This is a genomic window from Pseudoalteromonas arctica A 37-1-2, assembly GCF_000238395.3.
In the GTDB taxonomy this organism is placed as follows: domain Bacteria; phylum Pseudomonadota; class Gammaproteobacteria; order Enterobacterales; family Alteromonadaceae; genus Pseudoalteromonas; species Pseudoalteromonas arctica.
On sequence record NZ_CP011025.1, the window covers coordinates 1,878,483 to 1,894,138 of the forward strand.

Below are 15,656 nucleotides of genomic sequence, written 5' to 3' on the forward strand. Positions count from 1 at the left end.
ATGAGAATCAGCTGCTTATGCAGCTGATTTTTTTGGTTTAGCATCAGTTGATATATTTAACTTTGTTATGTCGGCGCTATCGAGTACGGTTTGTGTGTCTGACCAATGTAGTAATTCAATTTTTCCATCTTGCTGCTCTACCAGCGCCGTACAACTCTCAATCCAGTCTCCATCGTTACAATACATAATTCCGTCATCTACTTTTATTTTGGGATGATGAATGTGTCCACAAATAATACCGTCTACGTTTTGTTTTTTAGCTTCATGAATTGCGGCATCTTCGAAGGCTTTAATTGCTTCACGTGCTTTGTGTACGCGGGCTTTTATCCATGATGCAAGCGAGTAGTAATTACCACCAAATAGCTTTCGAATACGATTGGTCCAGCGGTTTAAAAATAATAAAAAGTCGTACCCTGCATCCCCTGCGATACTAATAAGTTTGTTATAGCGTGTCGCGGAATCAAAGTCATCGCCGTGTACGAGTAAAAAACGTTTATTAGCTTTAGTGGTGTGAATAAACTGCTGGTGGATTTCAATACCAAATAACGTTTGATTTATATAGTTTCTAAACGTTTCGTCATGATTACCGGGAATATAAATGACGCGTGTACCGCTAGCTGCTTTTTTTTGTATAGAGTTTAATACTTGATAATGCGAAGGGTGCCAATAAAACTGACGTTTCATTGACCATAAATCAATAATATCACCCACTAAATAAAGTGTATCGGATTCTACCGAGTTTAAAAAATCGAGTAAGTAATCTGCTTTACAGTCTTTGTAACCTAAATGAACATCAGATATCCAAATAGTAGGGTAGTGTTGCTTCTTAGTGTTTGCGCCATTACTCATTTTCATTCCCTAAAGTATCGAGTGTAATAGTTAAATAACCAGAACTCTGGTTAAGAGATTTACTAAGGTATTGAATCATGGTGATATTTAAATTTATTTTCTCTAGCCAGAGATTTTCAGTAAATTCAACGCAGTTAGCGCTGAAAATAGCTGCTCGAGATAGATTTATTATCCAGAGTTCAGGTTAAATATTTTAGGGAATAAAAATGACAATTATACGACAGTAATACTAAAGCTAAATAACACACATAAAATTTAGGTATAAAAAAACCGCTTTTAAAAAGCGGTTTTAAAATTACTTATAAGTATTTTTAGCTTAACCTTTAACGGCTGCTTTAATTGCATCAATTGCTGTATCGATATCAATCATTAGCTTTTCACCTGTACGGCGGTTTTTAAGCTCAACTTTGTTTTCGTCAAGGTTACGCTCACCAATTACTAGCGTAAATGGCACACCAATGAGTTCCATATCGTTAAACATAACACCAGGGCGCTCTTTACGGTCATCAAATAACACATCAAGACCAGCATCTTTTAAACCTTGGTAAAGGTTATTTGCAATATCAGGAATACGATGCGATTTGTGCATGTTCATTGGAACAATTGCTAAATCGAATGGCGCGATTGATTTTGGCCAAATGATCCCGTATTGATCGTTGTTCTGCTCAATAGCAGCAGCAACAATACGTGAAACACCAATACCGTAACAACCCATAGTCATGGTTTGGTTTTTACCACCTTCGTTTAATACACCCGCTTTCATCGCTTCTGAGTATTTAGTACCAAGTTGGAAAATATGACCTACTTCAATACCACGTTTAATTTGTAAAACGCCTTGGCCACATGGGCTCATATCGCCTTCAACAATATTACGAATATCAGCAACTTCGTAATCAGTTACGTCACGATCCCAGTTAATACCGCTGTAATGCTCGTCGTCTTTATTTGCCCCGGCAACAAAATCAGCAAGTATGTTAGCTGTTCTATCAACAATAATAGGCATAGATAAGCCGACAGGGCCTAATGAGCCAGGTTTTGCGCCAATAGCAGCAACAATATCTGCCTCTGTTGCCATTTCAAGCGGAGAGTCTACTAATGGGTGCTTTTCAGCTTTTAGTTCATTTAATTCGTGATCGCCACGCAGTACTAAGGCTACTAAACCGCGTACTTCGTTTTCATCAGGCGTACCATAAACAATTAACGTTTTAACACCGCGATGTGGCTTAACACCGTAGTGTTTTTTAAGCTCGTTAATCGTTTTAGCGTCAGGAGTTGGAAACGCTTTAAGCTCTTTTGATGCTTCAGGGCGAGGTTCGCTTGGTGCCAGTGCTTCTGCTTTTTCAATATTAGCGGCGTAATCACTGCCATCACTAAACGCGATTGCATCTTCGCCCGACTCAGCAAGTACATGAAACTCGTGCGATACGCTACCACCAATAGAGCCTGTATCGGCTATAACAGGGCGGTAATCAAGGCCTAAACGCTCAAAAATATTACAATATGCTTTGTGCATTGCTTGATAAGTCGCATCTAAACACTCTTCACTTAAGTGAAAAGAGTAGGCATCTTTCATTGTAAATTCACGAGCACGCATTACACCAAAACGAGGACGACGTTCGTCGCGTACTTTAGTTTGTACTTGGTATAAAGTAACTGGTAATTGCTTGTAGCTGCTTATTTCTTTACGTACGAAATCAGTTATTACTTCTTCGTGTGTTGGGCCAAGTGCAAATGTACGGTTATGACGGTCTGTAAAGCGCATAAGCTCTGGACCAAATTCATTCCAACGGCCAGACTCTTCCCACAAATCAGCAGGTTGAATAACAGGCATAAGCATTTCAATTGCACCTGCTTTGTCCATCTCTTCACGTACAATGTTTTCTACTTTACGTAGCACGCGTAAACCAGAGGGTAACCAAGTGTATAAACCCGAAGCGACGCGGCGGATCATACCGGCTCTAAGCATTAACTGATGCGATACGATTTCAGCATCTGATGGCGTTTCTTTAAGTGTTGCGAGTATATATTGGCTTGTACGCATGTTTTTTCCGAAATAGAGTAATTATATTCTTTTAATAGAGCTTAAGTTTACCAGCGGATGCTTTTACACTAAAGCGCTAACTGAGTTATTTAGTTTTTTTCTATGCTTGTTACTACGTTATGCTCGCCATTGACTTGCCAGCGAATATTATAATTATACAGAGTCATACCATAGCTCTGCTCGCCATCTTTTTGTTTTTTATATGCAGGGCGAGGATCTTGTTTTAAAACATTGGCAATAAAATCATGTAAATCTGGGTATTGTGTTTGCGCATTAACAAACTCAATTGCCTGAGGGCTAAATTCAACCGTCATTTGTGTTTCAGGGCGCGTGTCAGCAAAGCCAGCACTTGCATCCGGCATAGAATCTGAATACGGCAAATACGGTTTTATGTCAATAATCGGTGTGCCATCAAGTAAATCAATACCAGCGAGTAATAAGCTAAGTTGTCCGTTTTTATATTCAATACCTTCAAGTTTTACGGCGCTCATTCCAATTGCGTTTGGTCTGAATGTAGCACGGGTCGCAAATACACCTTTTCGCTCATTGCCACCCAAACGAGGCGGGCGCACCATAGCAGAATAACCTTTATCAGCCGTTTCATGAAAACGAAATAACAACCAAATATGAGTAAATTCATCTAAACCACGTACAAATTCTTCGCGATTAAAATCGGGGGCAAATATAAGCTTTGCTTTAGCTTGTGGCACTAAACGAGGTTGCCTAGGTATAGCAAACTTTTGTTTATAAGGAGATTGAATGTGGCCAATAGCCGAAATGGTGTAATCGCTCATAGTACTCGGGTACAAATAAAATAGAGCGCTATTCTACCCGCATTTAGCATTTATGGCATTAATGTAAGCAAGTTTATTGCGTATACCAATTTTATTAAAAATATGATTATTCTACTGCATTAAATAGCGCACTTACTTTGTTAAGAATTATTCACAGTTGACTGCATGGATGCAGGAGGTAGAGCAATGCAGGGAGCAATTTGTGATAACAACTATATATTATAATTTTGCCTTGTTATTGCGCTATTTTCTTAGTGCTACAATAGAACAATTATTTAATGCACTTGGCATTATAGACCAAACGGTTTAAAGCTTTTATTAGACTGGTTGGTTTATATTGATATATTTAAAAAGAGCCTAAAACAAAAAAGGTAAGCCCTTGGGCTTACCTTTTATACATGCTAAAGACTAATTAAAACATGTATTGAACTGATACAGACGCTACATCCATATCTGGGTCAATATCGTCATCAAGTTTATAACGCTCATACTCTAAACGAAATTGTACATTTGTTGTAAGCGCGTATTCAATACCAGCGCCGTAAAATGCATCACCACCATCTGTAGACGCTGATACGCCACCGACTGGTAAATCTTGTGTGTAATCTGCATCCCATTCAAGCCAACCGCCTTTTGCATACACAGAAAAGCTTTCTGTTATTGGGTAGCCTAAACGTGCGGCAAGCGATACGCCATCAATTTCAGCTTTGCTGTCTATATCACTTACTTCATCAAAGTTTTGATAAGCAAGCTCTAAGCTTAAGTACTCGTTAAATTGTGCACCAACGTAACCCTTAAGCATTTGTGCATCGTCGTCAAAGTCAGTGTCGTTGTCACTGTCTTCAAATTCAAAAGAATATTGACCGTAACCGATACCAGTATAAATACGTGGAGAATCGAAATCAGAAATGTCAGCGTGTGCTGCAGAGTTAAAACCCAGTGTTGCTAGTGCAATAGCTGAAAGAGAAAGTGTTTTAATCATTGAATAGCTCCTTTACAAAAAATAATCAAATGCTTGATTTCATTAATCAAACTTCAATTATCTACTTGCAGCGAGCGTGCCAATATTAAAATGGATTAAAAACACGCCTTAATTAATTCTTTTGTATTGGTTTTTACGGTGTTTAGCGTGTTTTATAATCAAAGTGAACTTTTGTGTAATTGAGTACTCTAAAATAAGTTGTATGTTTTACAAAGTATAATGAGTTTTTTACATAGCCTGACTTTATTTAAACTAGTAATTACACTGTATGAAGCAAGTTTTCTGTTTCAATTGCTATTTCTTTCATTTTTATAGCGTAATTTTCTAATTTAATATCTTCTTCTGTTACAGCTTTAAACGAAGGCACTTCTATTGGGTAACCCGTTTCATCCATAGCAATAAAGCTGATAACACAATGATTTGTTTCAACCATATTTTGTGTTTTTGGATCGCCACAACGCACTTGAATAAATATTTGCATGCTACTTCTACCCGTATGGGCAATTTTAGCTTCTACTTCGACTATTTGACCCACTAAAATAGGGCGTCTAAATTTAACACCCGCAACCGAAACCGTTACGCAGTAGTGACCACTCCAACCCGCAGCACATGCATAGCCTGCTTGGTCAATCCATTTCATGACGGCCCCACCATGAACTTTACCACCAAAATTAACATCGGTAGGCTCTGCTAAAAAACGAAAAACAACTTTTGACGACGGCATAGATAACACTCTTATTATTAAAACTACTATTAGCATAACGTAAAAAAGGGGCCGAAGCCCCTGCAATTTAGGATATGTTTATAATTTATATGTAAAAAAAGTGATTATATGTGTATATAACGCATAATTTAGTTACATATTAGGGTAGTTTGGCCCACCAGCACCTTCTGGGGTTACCCAGGTAATGTTTTGGCTTGGGTCTTTAATATCGCAGGTTTTACAGTGCACACAGTTTTGGGCGTTAATAACAAACTCTTTATTGCCTGCTATTTCTTGTACTTCGTAAACGCCTGCTGGGCAATAACGTTGTGCGGGTTCATCAAATTTAACTAGGTTTATGTTAATAGGGATTGACACATCTTTGAGCTTTAAATGACAAGGCTGTGATTCTTCGTGGTTAGTATTTGATAAAAACACACTTGAGAGTTTATCAAAGCTAAGGTGTCCATCTGGCTTTGGGTACGCTATTTTGTCAGCGGCGTTAGCATCAACAAGGGTTGAATGATCGGGCGTATTATCTTTAAACGTAAAGGGTAAACCACCATTAAAAATGTTTTGATCAAGCGTGTTATACGCACCACCTATAAATTTACCTAATTTGTGCATAGCAGGGCCAAAGTTACGAGATTGATATAACTCTTTATATGCCCACGATTGCTCAAACGCAGTTTGATAATGAGTTAAATCGGTATTTGCCAACTCATTTTGCAATGCTTCAAAAATAACCTCAGCGGCAATCATTCCTGATTTCATTGCGGTGTGATTACCTTTAATTTTTGCAAAATTAAGTGTGCCTGCATCGCACCCTATAATTAAGCCACCAGCAAAATGCATTTTTGGTAATGAATGTAAACCGCCCTTAGCAATAGCACGCGCACCGTAAGCAATACGTTCACCGCCTTCAAGTACGTTTTTAAATACTGGATGGTGCTTCATTCGCTGAAACTCATCGAACGGGCTTAAATGTGGGTTTGAGTAATTTAAATCAACAATTAAACCTACAACGACTTGGTTGTTTTCACTGTGATACATAAATGCACCACCATTAGTATCGCCGCTAAGTGGCCAACCTGTACCATGAACAACTTTGCCGAGCTCATGCTTACTTTCATCAATTTGCCAAATTTCTTTAAAGCCTAAACCGTAATGCTGCGGCGATGAATCTGCATCAAGTGCAAACTCATTAATTAGCTGCTTACCTAAATGACCTCGGCAGCCTTCTGCAAATATAGTGTATTTTGCACGAAGCTCCATGCCAGGCATGTAACCGTCTTTTTCATTACCGTCTTTGTCGACACCCATATTACCAGTAATAATGCCTTTTACTGCTTTATCTTCAATTATTAAAGAGTGTGCGCTAAATCCTGGAAAAATCTCTACGCCTAAGCTTTCAGCTTGCTCAGCAAGCCATCGACATACATTACCCATAGATACAATGTAGTTACCGTCATTATGAAATGTTTTTGGCGTAGCAAAGTGGGGGATTGATGTCGATTTTTGCTCGTTATTAAACCAATAAATTTCATCGTTAGTTACTTTGGTTGTAACCGGTGCGCCAAGCGCTTGCCAATTTGGTAGCAGTTCATCCAAAGCTTTGGTTTCAAAAATAGCGCCTGAGAGTACATGTGCACCCACTTCAGAACCTTTTTCGACGACGCAAATCATGCACTCTTGTTGTTTTTCTTGTGCTAGTTGCGCGAGTTTAATTGCACTTGAAAGCCCCGCAGGGCCAGCGCCAACAATTACTACATCAAATTCCATGGTTTCACGTTCGACCATAATAACCTCTTTATATATGACGGACTTATTCGAATGTTTACTACGCATTTAAATAAGGTGTACAGCCTATTTTTAACCTTGCAAATTAAACGTTACAGACTGTGAATAGTTAAAGGTTATTTTAGGTTGACGTTTACGTCAACAGGAAGTAGTCTAATTTCATAAAATAAATAAGTTGACGTGCACGTTACCTTATAGGTTTAAATAATTATGGAGTTCCTATGAAAGTTCTCGTACCAATAAAAAGAGTGATTGATTACAACGTAAAAGCACGCGTTAAAAGTGATAACAGCGACGTTGATTTAACCAACGTAAAAATGGCAATGAACCCGTTTTGTGAAATTGCTATAGAAGAAGCTATTCGCCTTAAAGAAGCCGGTACAGCCAATGAAGTTGTTGCTGTTACTATTGGTCCTAAAGCATCGCAAGAGCAATTGCGCACAGCATTAGCACTGGGTGCCGACAAAGCCATTCATATCGAAACCGATGAAAAGCTCGAGTCACTCCATATTGCAAAGCTACTCGCTAAAATTGTAGAGCAAGAATCTCCTGAACTTATAATTTTAGGTAAACAGTCAATCGATTCAGATAATAACCAGACAGGTCAAATGCTAGCGGCTTTAACTAAACGTGGCCAAGGCACATTTGCATCCAAGGTTGTTATTGAAAATGGCAAAGTAAACGTGACCCGCGAAGTTGATGGGGGCCTGCAAACGGTAGCACTTAACTTACCAGCGGTTGTTACAACTGATTTACGCTTAAACGAGCCTCGTTACGCATCACTGCCAAATATTATGAAAGCCAAACGTAAGCCGCTTGAAGTAATAGCAGCTGACTCGCTTGGTGTTGATTTAACACCGCGTATTCAATTAATAAGTGTAGAAGAGCCAGCTAAACGTACCGCAGGAATTATTGTTGAAGACGTTGCACAGCTTGTAGAAAAATTAAAAACAGAGGCAAAGGTGATTTAAATGAAAACACTCGTAATTGCAGAGCACGACAACGGTGCCTTAAAACCAGAAACCTCAAAAACTATTAACGCTGCAGTAAAAATGGGTTTTCCTGTTGATGTGCTTATTGCAGGGAACAGCCTAAGCGCAATGAGCTCACAAGTGGCCAGCATTGATGGCGTAGCTAATGTTTTAGTTGCCGATAATAGCGTTTATGAACATCAGTTAGCTGAGAGCATGAGCGATTTAGTTTTATCGCTTAGCGACAACTACAGCCACATTGTTGCAAGTGCAACGACAACAGGTAAAAACTTTATGCCACGTGTTGCTGCGTTATTAGATGTTGCGCAAATTTCTGAAATTATCGCAGTAGTGGACGCCGATACATTTAAACGTCCAATTTATGCAGGTAATGCAATCGCAACGGTTAAATCACTCGACAGTAAAAAAGTAATTACCGTACGTGCCAGTAGCTTTGATTTACAAGGCGAGCAATCAGCAGCGGCTATAACAAGCATTGATACAGTGTCTGATTCGCAATTAAGTAGCTTTGTAAGTGTTGAACAAACAGAGTCTGAACGACCTGAACTTACGGCTGCCACTGTCGTTATATCGGGTGGTCGCGGTATGCAAAACGGTGAAAACTTTGCACTACTTAATGGTATTGCCGATAAACTCGGTGCTGCGATTGGTGCGTCGCGCGCAGCGGTTGATGCAGGCTTTGTACCTAACGACATGCAAGTAGGGCAAACAGGTAAAATTGTAGCGCCTAATTTATACATTGCAGTAGGGATTAGCGGTGCTATTCAGCATTTAGCCGGTATGAAAGACTCAAAAGTAATTGTCGCGATTAATAAAGACCCCGATGCACCTATTTTTCAAGTCGCAGATTACGGTTTAGTGGCTGATTTGTTTGAAGTACTGCCACAGTTAGAGAGTGCTTTATAGCGCTTAATTAAGCAAAATTTATTCTGGTTGAAAGCCGTGGTGCTCTTTGAGTGCTGCGGCTTTTTTATTCGGTAAATTAAAGACACAAAAAAACCAGCCAATTGGCTGGTTTTTAGTATTTATAAACGGCTAACTTAGTATTAGTAAGTTGCGCTGCCTTTAGTACGAGGGAAGGCAATAACGTCACGTACGTTGCCCATACCTGTTACATAAGCAACTAAGCGTTCAAAGCCTAAACCAAAGCCTGAGTGCGGCACGCTACCGTATTTACGTAAATCGCGGTACCAGCTGTAATCTTCTTTGTTTAAGCCCATTTCTTCTAAGCGTGCATCAAGTACATCAAGGCGTTCTTCACGTTGTGAACCACCAATGATCTCACCAATACCTGGTGCTACAATGTCCATTGCGGCAACGGTCTTACCGTCTTCGTTTTGGCGCATGTAGAATGCTTTAATGTCACGTGGGTAGTTTTTAATAACTACCGGTGCTTTAAAGTGCTCTTCAGCTAAGTAACGCTCGTGCTCAGACTGTAAATCTACACCCCATTCAACAGCGTACTCAAACTTTTTACCACAGTTTTTAAGGATTTCTACTGCTTCAGTGTAATTTACCTGCGCGAAGTCTTTTTCTACAAATTCTTCTAAACGCGTAATTGCAGTTTTTTCTACACGTTGTGCAAAAAATTCCATGTCATCACGGCGCTCTTCAAGTACGGCTTTAAACACATACTTAAGCATATTTTCAGCAAGTTTTGCGATGTCTTCTAAATCAGCAAACGCAACTTCAGGCTCCACCATCCAAAATTCTGCAAGGTGGCGTGATGTATTTGAATTTTCTGCACGGAATGTTGGGCCAAACGTGTAAATTTTTGACATTGCAGACGCGTAAGTTTCGCCATTTAACTGGCCAGATACAGTAAGGAATGCTTCTTTACCGAAGAAGTCTTCGCTGTAATCAACTTCGCCTTTGTCTGTAAGCGGTAAGTTTTGCATATCAAGCGTAGATACACGGAACATTTCGCCAGCGCCTTCACAGTCACTTGCCGTAATAATTGGCGTGCTGATCCAGTAAAAGCCTTGCTCGTGGTAAAAACGGTGAATAGCTTGTGCTAAACAGTTACGTACACGAGTTACCGCGCCAATCATATTTGTACGAGGGCGAAGGTGAGCGTGCTCACGTAAGTACTCAATGCTGTGGCGCTTTGCCGACATTGGGTATGAATCTGGGTTTTCTACCCAACCTAACACAGTCACAGTGTTAGCTTGAATTTCGTAAGATTGACCTTGACCAGCAGATTGTACTAAAACACCAGTAACCGACACAGAACAACCGGCTGTTAAGCTAGTAACTTCATCATAATTATTCAGTGAATTAGGAACTACCGCTTGAATAGGATCAAAACACGAACCGTCATGAACGGCTAAAAATGAAATTCCTGCTTTTGAATCGCGGCGAGTACGGATCCAGCCCTTAATTGTTACTTGGCTGTCTACCGCAACATTGCCTTTTAATAGCTCTGAAATCGCTAAATGGCTCATCTTCACTCCAATGATATAAGTTGCCTAACTATTTTATTTTAACTGTGCGCAGCACTCGGGCATAAATTGCACATAAACGGCGCTGCACTTGAACCCTGTATCTTACCTAGTAAAGTTGAATAAAAAAACTATTGTGGGCAACTCTTTAAAAGTTTTTATGCATGCGGTTTATTTTTAAACAGTTTTTAGAGTTTAATTGCTACTATTATGATTTGTTGCTCTTAAATTTAATGATTTTGTGGCATTATTAACAAACAAATCAAATTAATATTTATTCACACTTAAAAAATCGATGCTATGAAACAAGTTTTTATTTTACGAGGACTACCAGGAAGCGGTAAGTCTTACTACGCGCAAAGCCTTGCTGACGAATTAGGTGGAGTTGACGAAAGCCAATACCTAATCTGCTCAACTGATGATTACTTTATTAATGAGCATGGCGAATATCATTTCGATAAATTTAAATTGTCGCAATTTCATAATTTAAATTTAGCGCGCTTTATAAATGCACTTGCTCAAGGTATGCCATTGGTGATTGTAGATAACACCAATATTAAAAAGTGGGAATTTATAGCTTACACTCAAGCTGCTGTTGCTTTAGGTTATCAAGTAAAAGAAGTGATAGTGGGTGAAGTGAAAGACAAATCAATGCAGCACTTATATGCTAAACGTAACTCGCATAATGTCCCGCTTAAAACCATAAGCAAAATGGCCTACATGTTTGAGTGGTAGTGCTAAATTTTAGACAGCACGTCTAAATTATTTTGAGTTATAGTATCTAAATGAGCAGTGATTTTTTCATTGCTCCAATCCCACCAAGCTATATCTAGCAGCGTATTTATTGTTCTATAGTCAAATATAAAAAACCTACTTGAGGAAAACCTTCCATTGGTGAAGGATTATTGGGGTTTGGTCCGTTCATGGGGTTCCATCTAATTAATTATGGACGTGTTACTTTTCAGCATACTTTTGTTTAATTGCTAAAATCTCTTCTTGAACTGCAAAAAAAGCATCCACTACTGCGGGGTCAAAGTGCTTCCCACTACCTTCTTTAATAATGGCAAATGTTTTTTCTTGCGAGAATGATTTTTTATAAGGACGTTTTGACGAGAGAGCATCAAATACATCAGCTATAGCAACTACGCGTGCTGCAATTGGAATTTCATTACCTTTTAAGCCATCAGGATAACCAGAGCCGTCCCATTTTTCATGATGTGAGCGGGCAATAATTTCACCGAGTTTAATAACCTCAGAATCAGAACCTGAAAGTATGCTAGCGCCTACAACGGTGTGCTGTTTCATTATTTCCCATTCTGCAGCATCTAATTGTCCTGCTTTAAGCAAAATATGGTCAGGTGTAGAAATCTTTCCGAGATCGTGCATCGACGCTGAAAATAAAATATTTTCAACTGTTCCCTCATCTAATCCTACACTGCGTGCAACGGCCTCAGAATACAAACTCATGCGTTGAATGTGCGCACCCGTTTCTTCATCTTTGTATTCAGCAGCTTTGGTTAACCTATTAATTGTTTCTAGTGATGCGGCTTTAATGCTTTGCATTGCTAGCTTTAATGATTCAGTTCTTTGAGCAACTTCAGCTTCTAATTGTTTCTGATAATTTGTTCTTAAATCGTTATAGTCTTTAATCTTAAGAAGGGACTTAACGCGCGATAATAGCTCGTTTTTATCTACAGGCTTTGTAATAAAATCATCGCAACCAGCATCAATCCCTTTAACTCGCTCTTTTGTCTCTCTTAAAGCAGTAATAAGGACGATAGGTAATAGCTTTAATAGGGCGTCTTCTCTAACACGGCGTGTTACTTCAAAACCGTTCATACCGGGCATCATTATATCAAGTAAAATAAGGTCTACAGGTTGTTGTGCTAAGATATCTAATGCTTGTTGCCCGCCAGTCGCTGTTACTGTTTTATATCCCTTGGGTTCAAGATAAGCTTGCATGAGTTCTATATTTTGAAGGTTGTCATCTACAACCAAAATTAAAGGGCTATCTTTCATTAACTGTTCCTGTGTATCAAGGTTTAAATAATTGTAGTCATTACTTTATATATAAACTTATTTGTTGAGCAAACGTGCGTGTATCTATAGGCTTAGAAATATACGCACTGTTAGGTATACACAGTAATTGGTCTATATCTGCGGGTAAAACAGAAGCGGTAACAAAAACAATAGGAATATCTGCCGTTTCTTTTTCATCACGCAAAATTTTCGCAACCTCTGTTCCAGACATATCTGGGAGTTGGACATCTAATATAATAATTTTTGGAGTTTCACGCTTTATTGTTAAAAGCGCATCTCTTGCATTCATAGCAGTGAATACTTCAAAATTTGCCATGAGTAAAAGATCTTCCTCTAGCAATAGGTTATTCGCATTATCATCAACTATAACTATTTTGGTTTTCATTATGCTTTACCACAGACTTTTGTTTAATTGGCAAAGTTATACGAACCGATGTGCCTTTATTAACACCTTCAGATTCAATAACAAACTCGCCTCCATGCAACTTTACTAGACTTTTTGCGATTGGCAGCCCAAGTCCTGTACCTTCTGTTAATCTAGAATAGGGGGTTTCTATACGGAAAAAACCTTCAAATATTTTTTCCATATTTTCAGCAGCAATACCTATACCCGTATCCCAAATTATTATTTCTATTTCTGTATCAGTATGTCGTGTTTTAACGCCAATTTGACCCTCATCGGGTGTAAACTTCACTGCATTTGAAAGCAAATTATAAAGTATCTGTTTAACCTTAAGGGAGTCAGCTTCAATTGGTGGCAAGTCATCAGCAATATCAAGACACATATTCAATTTTTTCTGGTTAGCTGTATCTGCTGTAAGCCCTGTAATTTCGTGCAATACTTGGCGTATCGGCAAATGAGAGATGGTTAGACTCATTTTGCCTGCTTCAATCTTTGCCATATCCAGTATTTCATTAATAAGTAACAGTAAATGTTTGCCGCTCACCAATACATTTTTAACATACTGTTTTTGTTTGTCATTTAAAGTGCCAAATGTTTCGTCGTAGAGCACCTCAGAAAAACCATTTATAGAATTAAGTGGGGTTCTCAGTTCATGCGACATATTTGCTAAAAACTCTGATTTAACTCGAGCAGCACTTTCCAAATCACTCGTTAGCACTTCTAGCTCTTTATTCGCTTTTACGAGTCCTTCTTGAATCGCGTTACGTTCAGTAATGTCCTCGATAGACAATAAAATAATACGATCTTTTGACTGAGTACGTTTAATTTGCCTTGCGTTGAGCAGCATTGTACGCCAACCAATTGTTTTAAAATTGTGCTCAACTTTATAATCATCAAAGCTCGTTTTTTGAGGCAATATGGTTTCTAATAATTCACGAAGCTTGGGAATGTTCCATTGATTATTACCAAGGTTGTATATTAGTTTCCCGACTGTGTCTTTATGATTAGCGCGAAAAAACTCATAAAATGAGCGGCTTGCTGTAACTACTCTTAAATGTTGGTCTAAAACAATCAGTGGTTCTCGAACCGTGTTTACAATACTTTCGGAGTATTCTAAGAGTTCTTTCTTGGTACTTATTTTATTCACTATCTAGATCCTTTGTACCATTAAGGGCTGAACAACTTTATAAACGTTTAAAGGATAATTAAGGTTCAGCAATGCTTGAATATAGCTTTATTTTTATAATACGTTCGCTAAAAGCAATGCTTAATAATGTGTTTTAATGTTTGTGTGTGGTTTTAACTAATATAAAAGGCGTAACCTGATAAGTGATATCTGAGAGGAACTATTTAACATTAATCTTTGTTCAGTAAACAGCAACAGCTGATTAATAGCAAGAGGTTCATAATTTAACCTGCATATTATTGTTGTTTATTGACTATAGTGAGTTTTTTATAGGTAAAAAGTATTGTTTTTAAGCGAGATAGGGTCTTAACGGGGAACGTATTTAAACTGAATTTTGGGTCTAAATAGTAAGTATTGATGTAGGTATTAATGTTTAAATTAATGCCTACATCAATATTTTAATCAGTCTATAGATTTATAAACCGCTAATGGGTGCGAGGTACTTAGTGATACATGCACTTCGTCGCCAGGGTTTACAACAACTTCATGGCTTACTCGGCTAGTTACAACCGTAGAGCACGCAAGTTTTACAGCACACAAGCGGCTGCCACCTTCAAAACGTACCCAAATTACTTCGCCGTTATTGCCAACACTGCTTTGTACAAGTAACACATCGTCAGGTCGAAGTAGTACATCAACGTCGCCACTTTCACAGTCAACGCCATGAGCGGGAGCATTACCAATTGAGGTAGTGGCTTGTCCTTGGCTAAATTGGCCGCTAATAAAGCTGGCTTCACCTAAAAAGCGTGCCACAAAGCGATTATTTGGGGTACTAAAGCAGCGCTCGGGTGTATCGATTTGCTGAATTTTGCCGCCTTTAAGTACACCAACACGATCGCCAACTGAGAGTGCTTCTTCTTGGTCGTGTGTTACCCAAATCGCAGGTACGCCAGCTGCTTTAAGTGCGTTTCTAATATCCCAACGAAGCATGTCTTTAAGGGCGGCATCTAAGTTTGAAAGCGGCTCATCAAGCAATACAAAATCAGGTTGGTGGGCAAGGGTGCGCGCAAGTGCAACACGTTGCTTTTGTCCGCCAGAAAGCGTAGCTGGTTTTTTATCTCTAAAATCGCTCAGTCCAAGTAGGTTTATCCAATACTCAGCAGGGGCTGTATCTTTTAATCTAAAGCAAATGTTTTGCTGTACGGTTAAGTGCGGAAATAACGCAAAATCTTGAAATACCATACCTACACTGCGTTTTTCAGGAGGTATTGTTAATTTGGGTGTAGCGCGCCATTTACCCGTGTTTATTTCGCCTTCGCTAATAGGTATAAGGCCAGCAAGGGCTTGTAAAATTGTACTTTTACCGCAACCTGTTGGCCCTACAAGCATAAGGATTTCGTTTTCACCCAGCGATAAGTTTAAATCGCTTACTACGCGGTTACTGCCATAATCTATAGACAACTGACTTACAGATAGCATTGTTTC

General features: G+C 38.9%; 14 protein-coding genes. 3 read left to right on the forward strand and 11 right to left on the reverse strand.

Features of this window, described 5'->3' with window-relative positions; all coding sequences use genetic code 11:
- Window positions 1-15: 15 nt before the first annotated feature.
- The 6 genes from PARC_RS08450 to PARC_RS08475 form a co-directional block, all read right to left on the reverse strand.
- Window positions 16-849: a UDP-2,3-diacylglucosamine diphosphatase gene (locus PARC_RS08450; RefSeq protein ID WP_010552730.1), complete on the reverse strand. Its 834-nt coding sequence runs from the start codon at window positions 847-849 to the stop codon at window positions 16-18.
- Window positions 850-1,165: 316 nt separating this feature from the next.
- Window positions 1,166-2,890 carry a proline--tRNA ligase gene (locus PARC_RS08455; RefSeq protein ID WP_010552731.1) on the reverse strand — a complete coding sequence of 575 codons (1,725 nt, stop codon included), beginning with the start codon at window positions 2,888-2,890 and terminating at the stop codon, window positions 1,166-1,168.
- A gap of 89 nt (window positions 2,891-2,979) precedes the next feature.
- On the reverse strand, window positions 2,980-3,684 hold the full coding sequence (gene tsaA / locus PARC_RS08460) for a tRNA (N6-threonylcarbamoyladenosine(37)-N6)-methyltransferase TrmO (RefSeq protein WP_007586811.1): 705 nt from the start codon (window positions 3,682-3,684) through the stop codon (window positions 2,980-2,982).
- Window positions 3,685-4,096: 412 nt separating this feature from the next.
- Window positions 4,097-4,666 (reverse strand): outer membrane beta-barrel protein, encoded by a 570-nt coding sequence (locus PARC_RS08465; RefSeq protein WP_007586810.1) that lies wholly within the window; start codon window positions 4,664-4,666, stop codon window positions 4,097-4,099.
- Between the two features lie 259 nt (window positions 4,667-4,925).
- Window positions 4,926-5,390 carry an acyl-CoA thioesterase gene (locus tag PARC_RS08470; protein WP_007586808.1) on the reverse strand — a complete coding sequence of 155 codons (465 nt, stop codon included), beginning with the start codon at window positions 5,388-5,390 and terminating at the stop codon, window positions 4,926-4,928.
- Window positions 5,391-5,522: 132 nt separating this feature from the next.
- Window positions 5,523-7,169: an electron transfer flavoprotein-ubiquinone oxidoreductase gene (locus PARC_RS08475; protein ID WP_010552732.1), complete on the reverse strand. Its 1,647-nt coding sequence runs from the start codon at window positions 7,167-7,169 to the stop codon at window positions 5,523-5,525.
- 221 nt (window positions 7,170-7,390) lie between these two features.
- Between PARC_RS08475 and PARC_RS08480 the strand changes: the two genes are divergently transcribed.
- Entirely contained in the window at window positions 7,391-8,140 is a 750-nt protein-coding gene (locus PARC_RS08480; protein WP_010552733.1) for an electron transfer flavoprotein subunit beta/FixA family protein, read from the forward strand.
- A complete protein-coding gene (locus tag PARC_RS08485) occupies window positions 8,141-9,067 on the forward strand; it encodes an electron transfer flavoprotein subunit alpha/FixB family protein (protein WP_010552734.1) in 927 nt (308 codons plus the stop codon).
- Between the two features lie 140 nt (window positions 9,068-9,207).
- On the opposite strand, the gene asnS is transcribed toward PARC_RS08485, so the two are convergent.
- On the reverse strand, window positions 9,208-10,605 hold the full coding sequence (gene asnS, locus PARC_RS08490) for an asparagine--tRNA ligase (RefSeq protein WP_010552735.1): 1,398 nt from the start codon (window positions 10,603-10,605) through the stop codon (window positions 9,208-9,210).
- A 297-nt stretch (window positions 10,606-10,902) separates the two neighbouring features.
- Between asnS and PARC_RS08495 the strand changes: the two genes are divergently transcribed.
- Window positions 10,903-11,337, forward strand: coding sequence for an ATP-binding protein (locus PARC_RS08495; RefSeq protein ID WP_010552736.1), 435 nt, complete (start codon window positions 10,903-10,905; stop codon window positions 11,335-11,337).
- A gap of 219 nt (window positions 11,338-11,556) precedes the next feature.
- Here PARC_RS08495 and PARC_RS08505 read toward each other — a convergent pair whose 3' ends face one another.
- From PARC_RS08505 to PARC_RS22055, 4 genes are all read right to left on the reverse strand, one after another.
- A complete protein-coding gene (locus tag PARC_RS08505; RefSeq protein ID WP_010552737.1) occupies window positions 11,557-12,621 on the reverse strand; it encodes an HD domain-containing phosphohydrolase in 1,065 nt (354 codons plus the stop codon).
- A 40-nt stretch (window positions 12,622-12,661) separates the two neighbouring features.
- Window positions 12,662-13,027 (reverse strand): response regulator, encoded by a 366-nt coding sequence (locus tag PARC_RS08510; protein WP_010552738.1) that lies wholly within the window; start codon window positions 13,025-13,027, stop codon window positions 12,662-12,664.
- Window positions 13,002-14,192: a sensor histidine kinase gene (locus PARC_RS08515; RefSeq protein WP_010552739.1), complete on the reverse strand. Its 1,191-nt coding sequence runs from the start codon at window positions 14,190-14,192 to the stop codon at window positions 13,002-13,004. Before PARC_RS08515 ends, PARC_RS08510 begins: the two co-directional genes overlap by 26 nt.
- Window positions 14,193-14,633: 441 nt before the next feature.
- On the reverse strand, window positions 14,634-15,650 hold the full coding sequence (locus PARC_RS22055; RefSeq protein WP_007586793.1) for an ABC transporter ATP-binding protein: 1,017 nt from the start codon (window positions 15,648-15,650) through the stop codon (window positions 14,634-14,636).
- Window positions 15,651-15,656: the final 6 nt, after the last annotated feature.

Excerpts from the sequence above, each read along its gene's own strand:
- PARC_RS08450 (WP_010552730.1), bottom strand. The coding sequence starts at position 849 with ATGAGTAATGGCGCAAACACTAAGAAGCAACACTACCCTACTATTTGG.
- PARC_RS08455 (WP_010552731.1), bottom strand. The coding sequence starts at position 2,890 with ATGCGTACAAGCCAATATATACTCGCAACACTTAAAGAAACGCCATCA.
- tsaA (WP_007586811.1), bottom strand. The coding sequence starts at position 3,684 with ATGAGCGATTACACCATTTCGGCTATTGGCCACATTCAATCTCCTTAT.
- PARC_RS08465 (WP_007586810.1), bottom strand. The coding sequence starts at position 4,666 with ATGATTAAAACACTTTCTCTTTCAGCTATTGCACTAGCAACACTGGGT.
- PARC_RS08470 (WP_007586808.1), bottom strand. The coding sequence starts at position 5,390 with ATGCCGTCGTCAAAAGTTGTTTTTCGTTTTTTAGCAGAGCCTACCGAT.
- PARC_RS08475 (WP_010552732.1), bottom strand. The coding sequence starts at position 7,169 with ATGGTCGAACGTGAAACCATGGAATTTGATGTAGTAATTGTTGGCGCT.
- PARC_RS08480 (WP_010552733.1), top strand. The coding sequence starts at position 7,391 with ATGAAAGTTCTCGTACCAATAAAAAGAGTGATTGATTACAACGTAAAA.
- PARC_RS08485 (WP_010552734.1), top strand. The coding sequence starts at position 8,141 with ATGAAAACACTCGTAATTGCAGAGCACGACAACGGTGCCTTAAAACCA.
- asnS (WP_010552735.1), bottom strand. The coding sequence starts at position 10,605 with ATGAGCCATTTAGCGATTTCAGAGCTATTAAAAGGCAATGTTGCGGTA.
- PARC_RS08495 (WP_010552736.1), top strand. The coding sequence starts at position 10,903 with ATGAAACAAGTTTTTATTTTACGAGGACTACCAGGAAGCGGTAAGTCT.
- PARC_RS08505 (WP_010552737.1), bottom strand. The coding sequence starts at position 12,621 with ATGAAAGATAGCCCTTTAATTTTGGTTGTAGATGACAACCTTCAAAAT.
- PARC_RS08510 (WP_010552738.1), bottom strand. The coding sequence starts at position 13,027 with ATGAAAACCAAAATAGTTATAGTTGATGATAATGCGAATAACCTATTG.
- PARC_RS22055 (WP_007586793.1), bottom strand. The coding sequence starts at position 15,650 with ATGCTATCTGTAAGTCAGTTGTCTATAGATTATGGCAGTAACCGCGTA.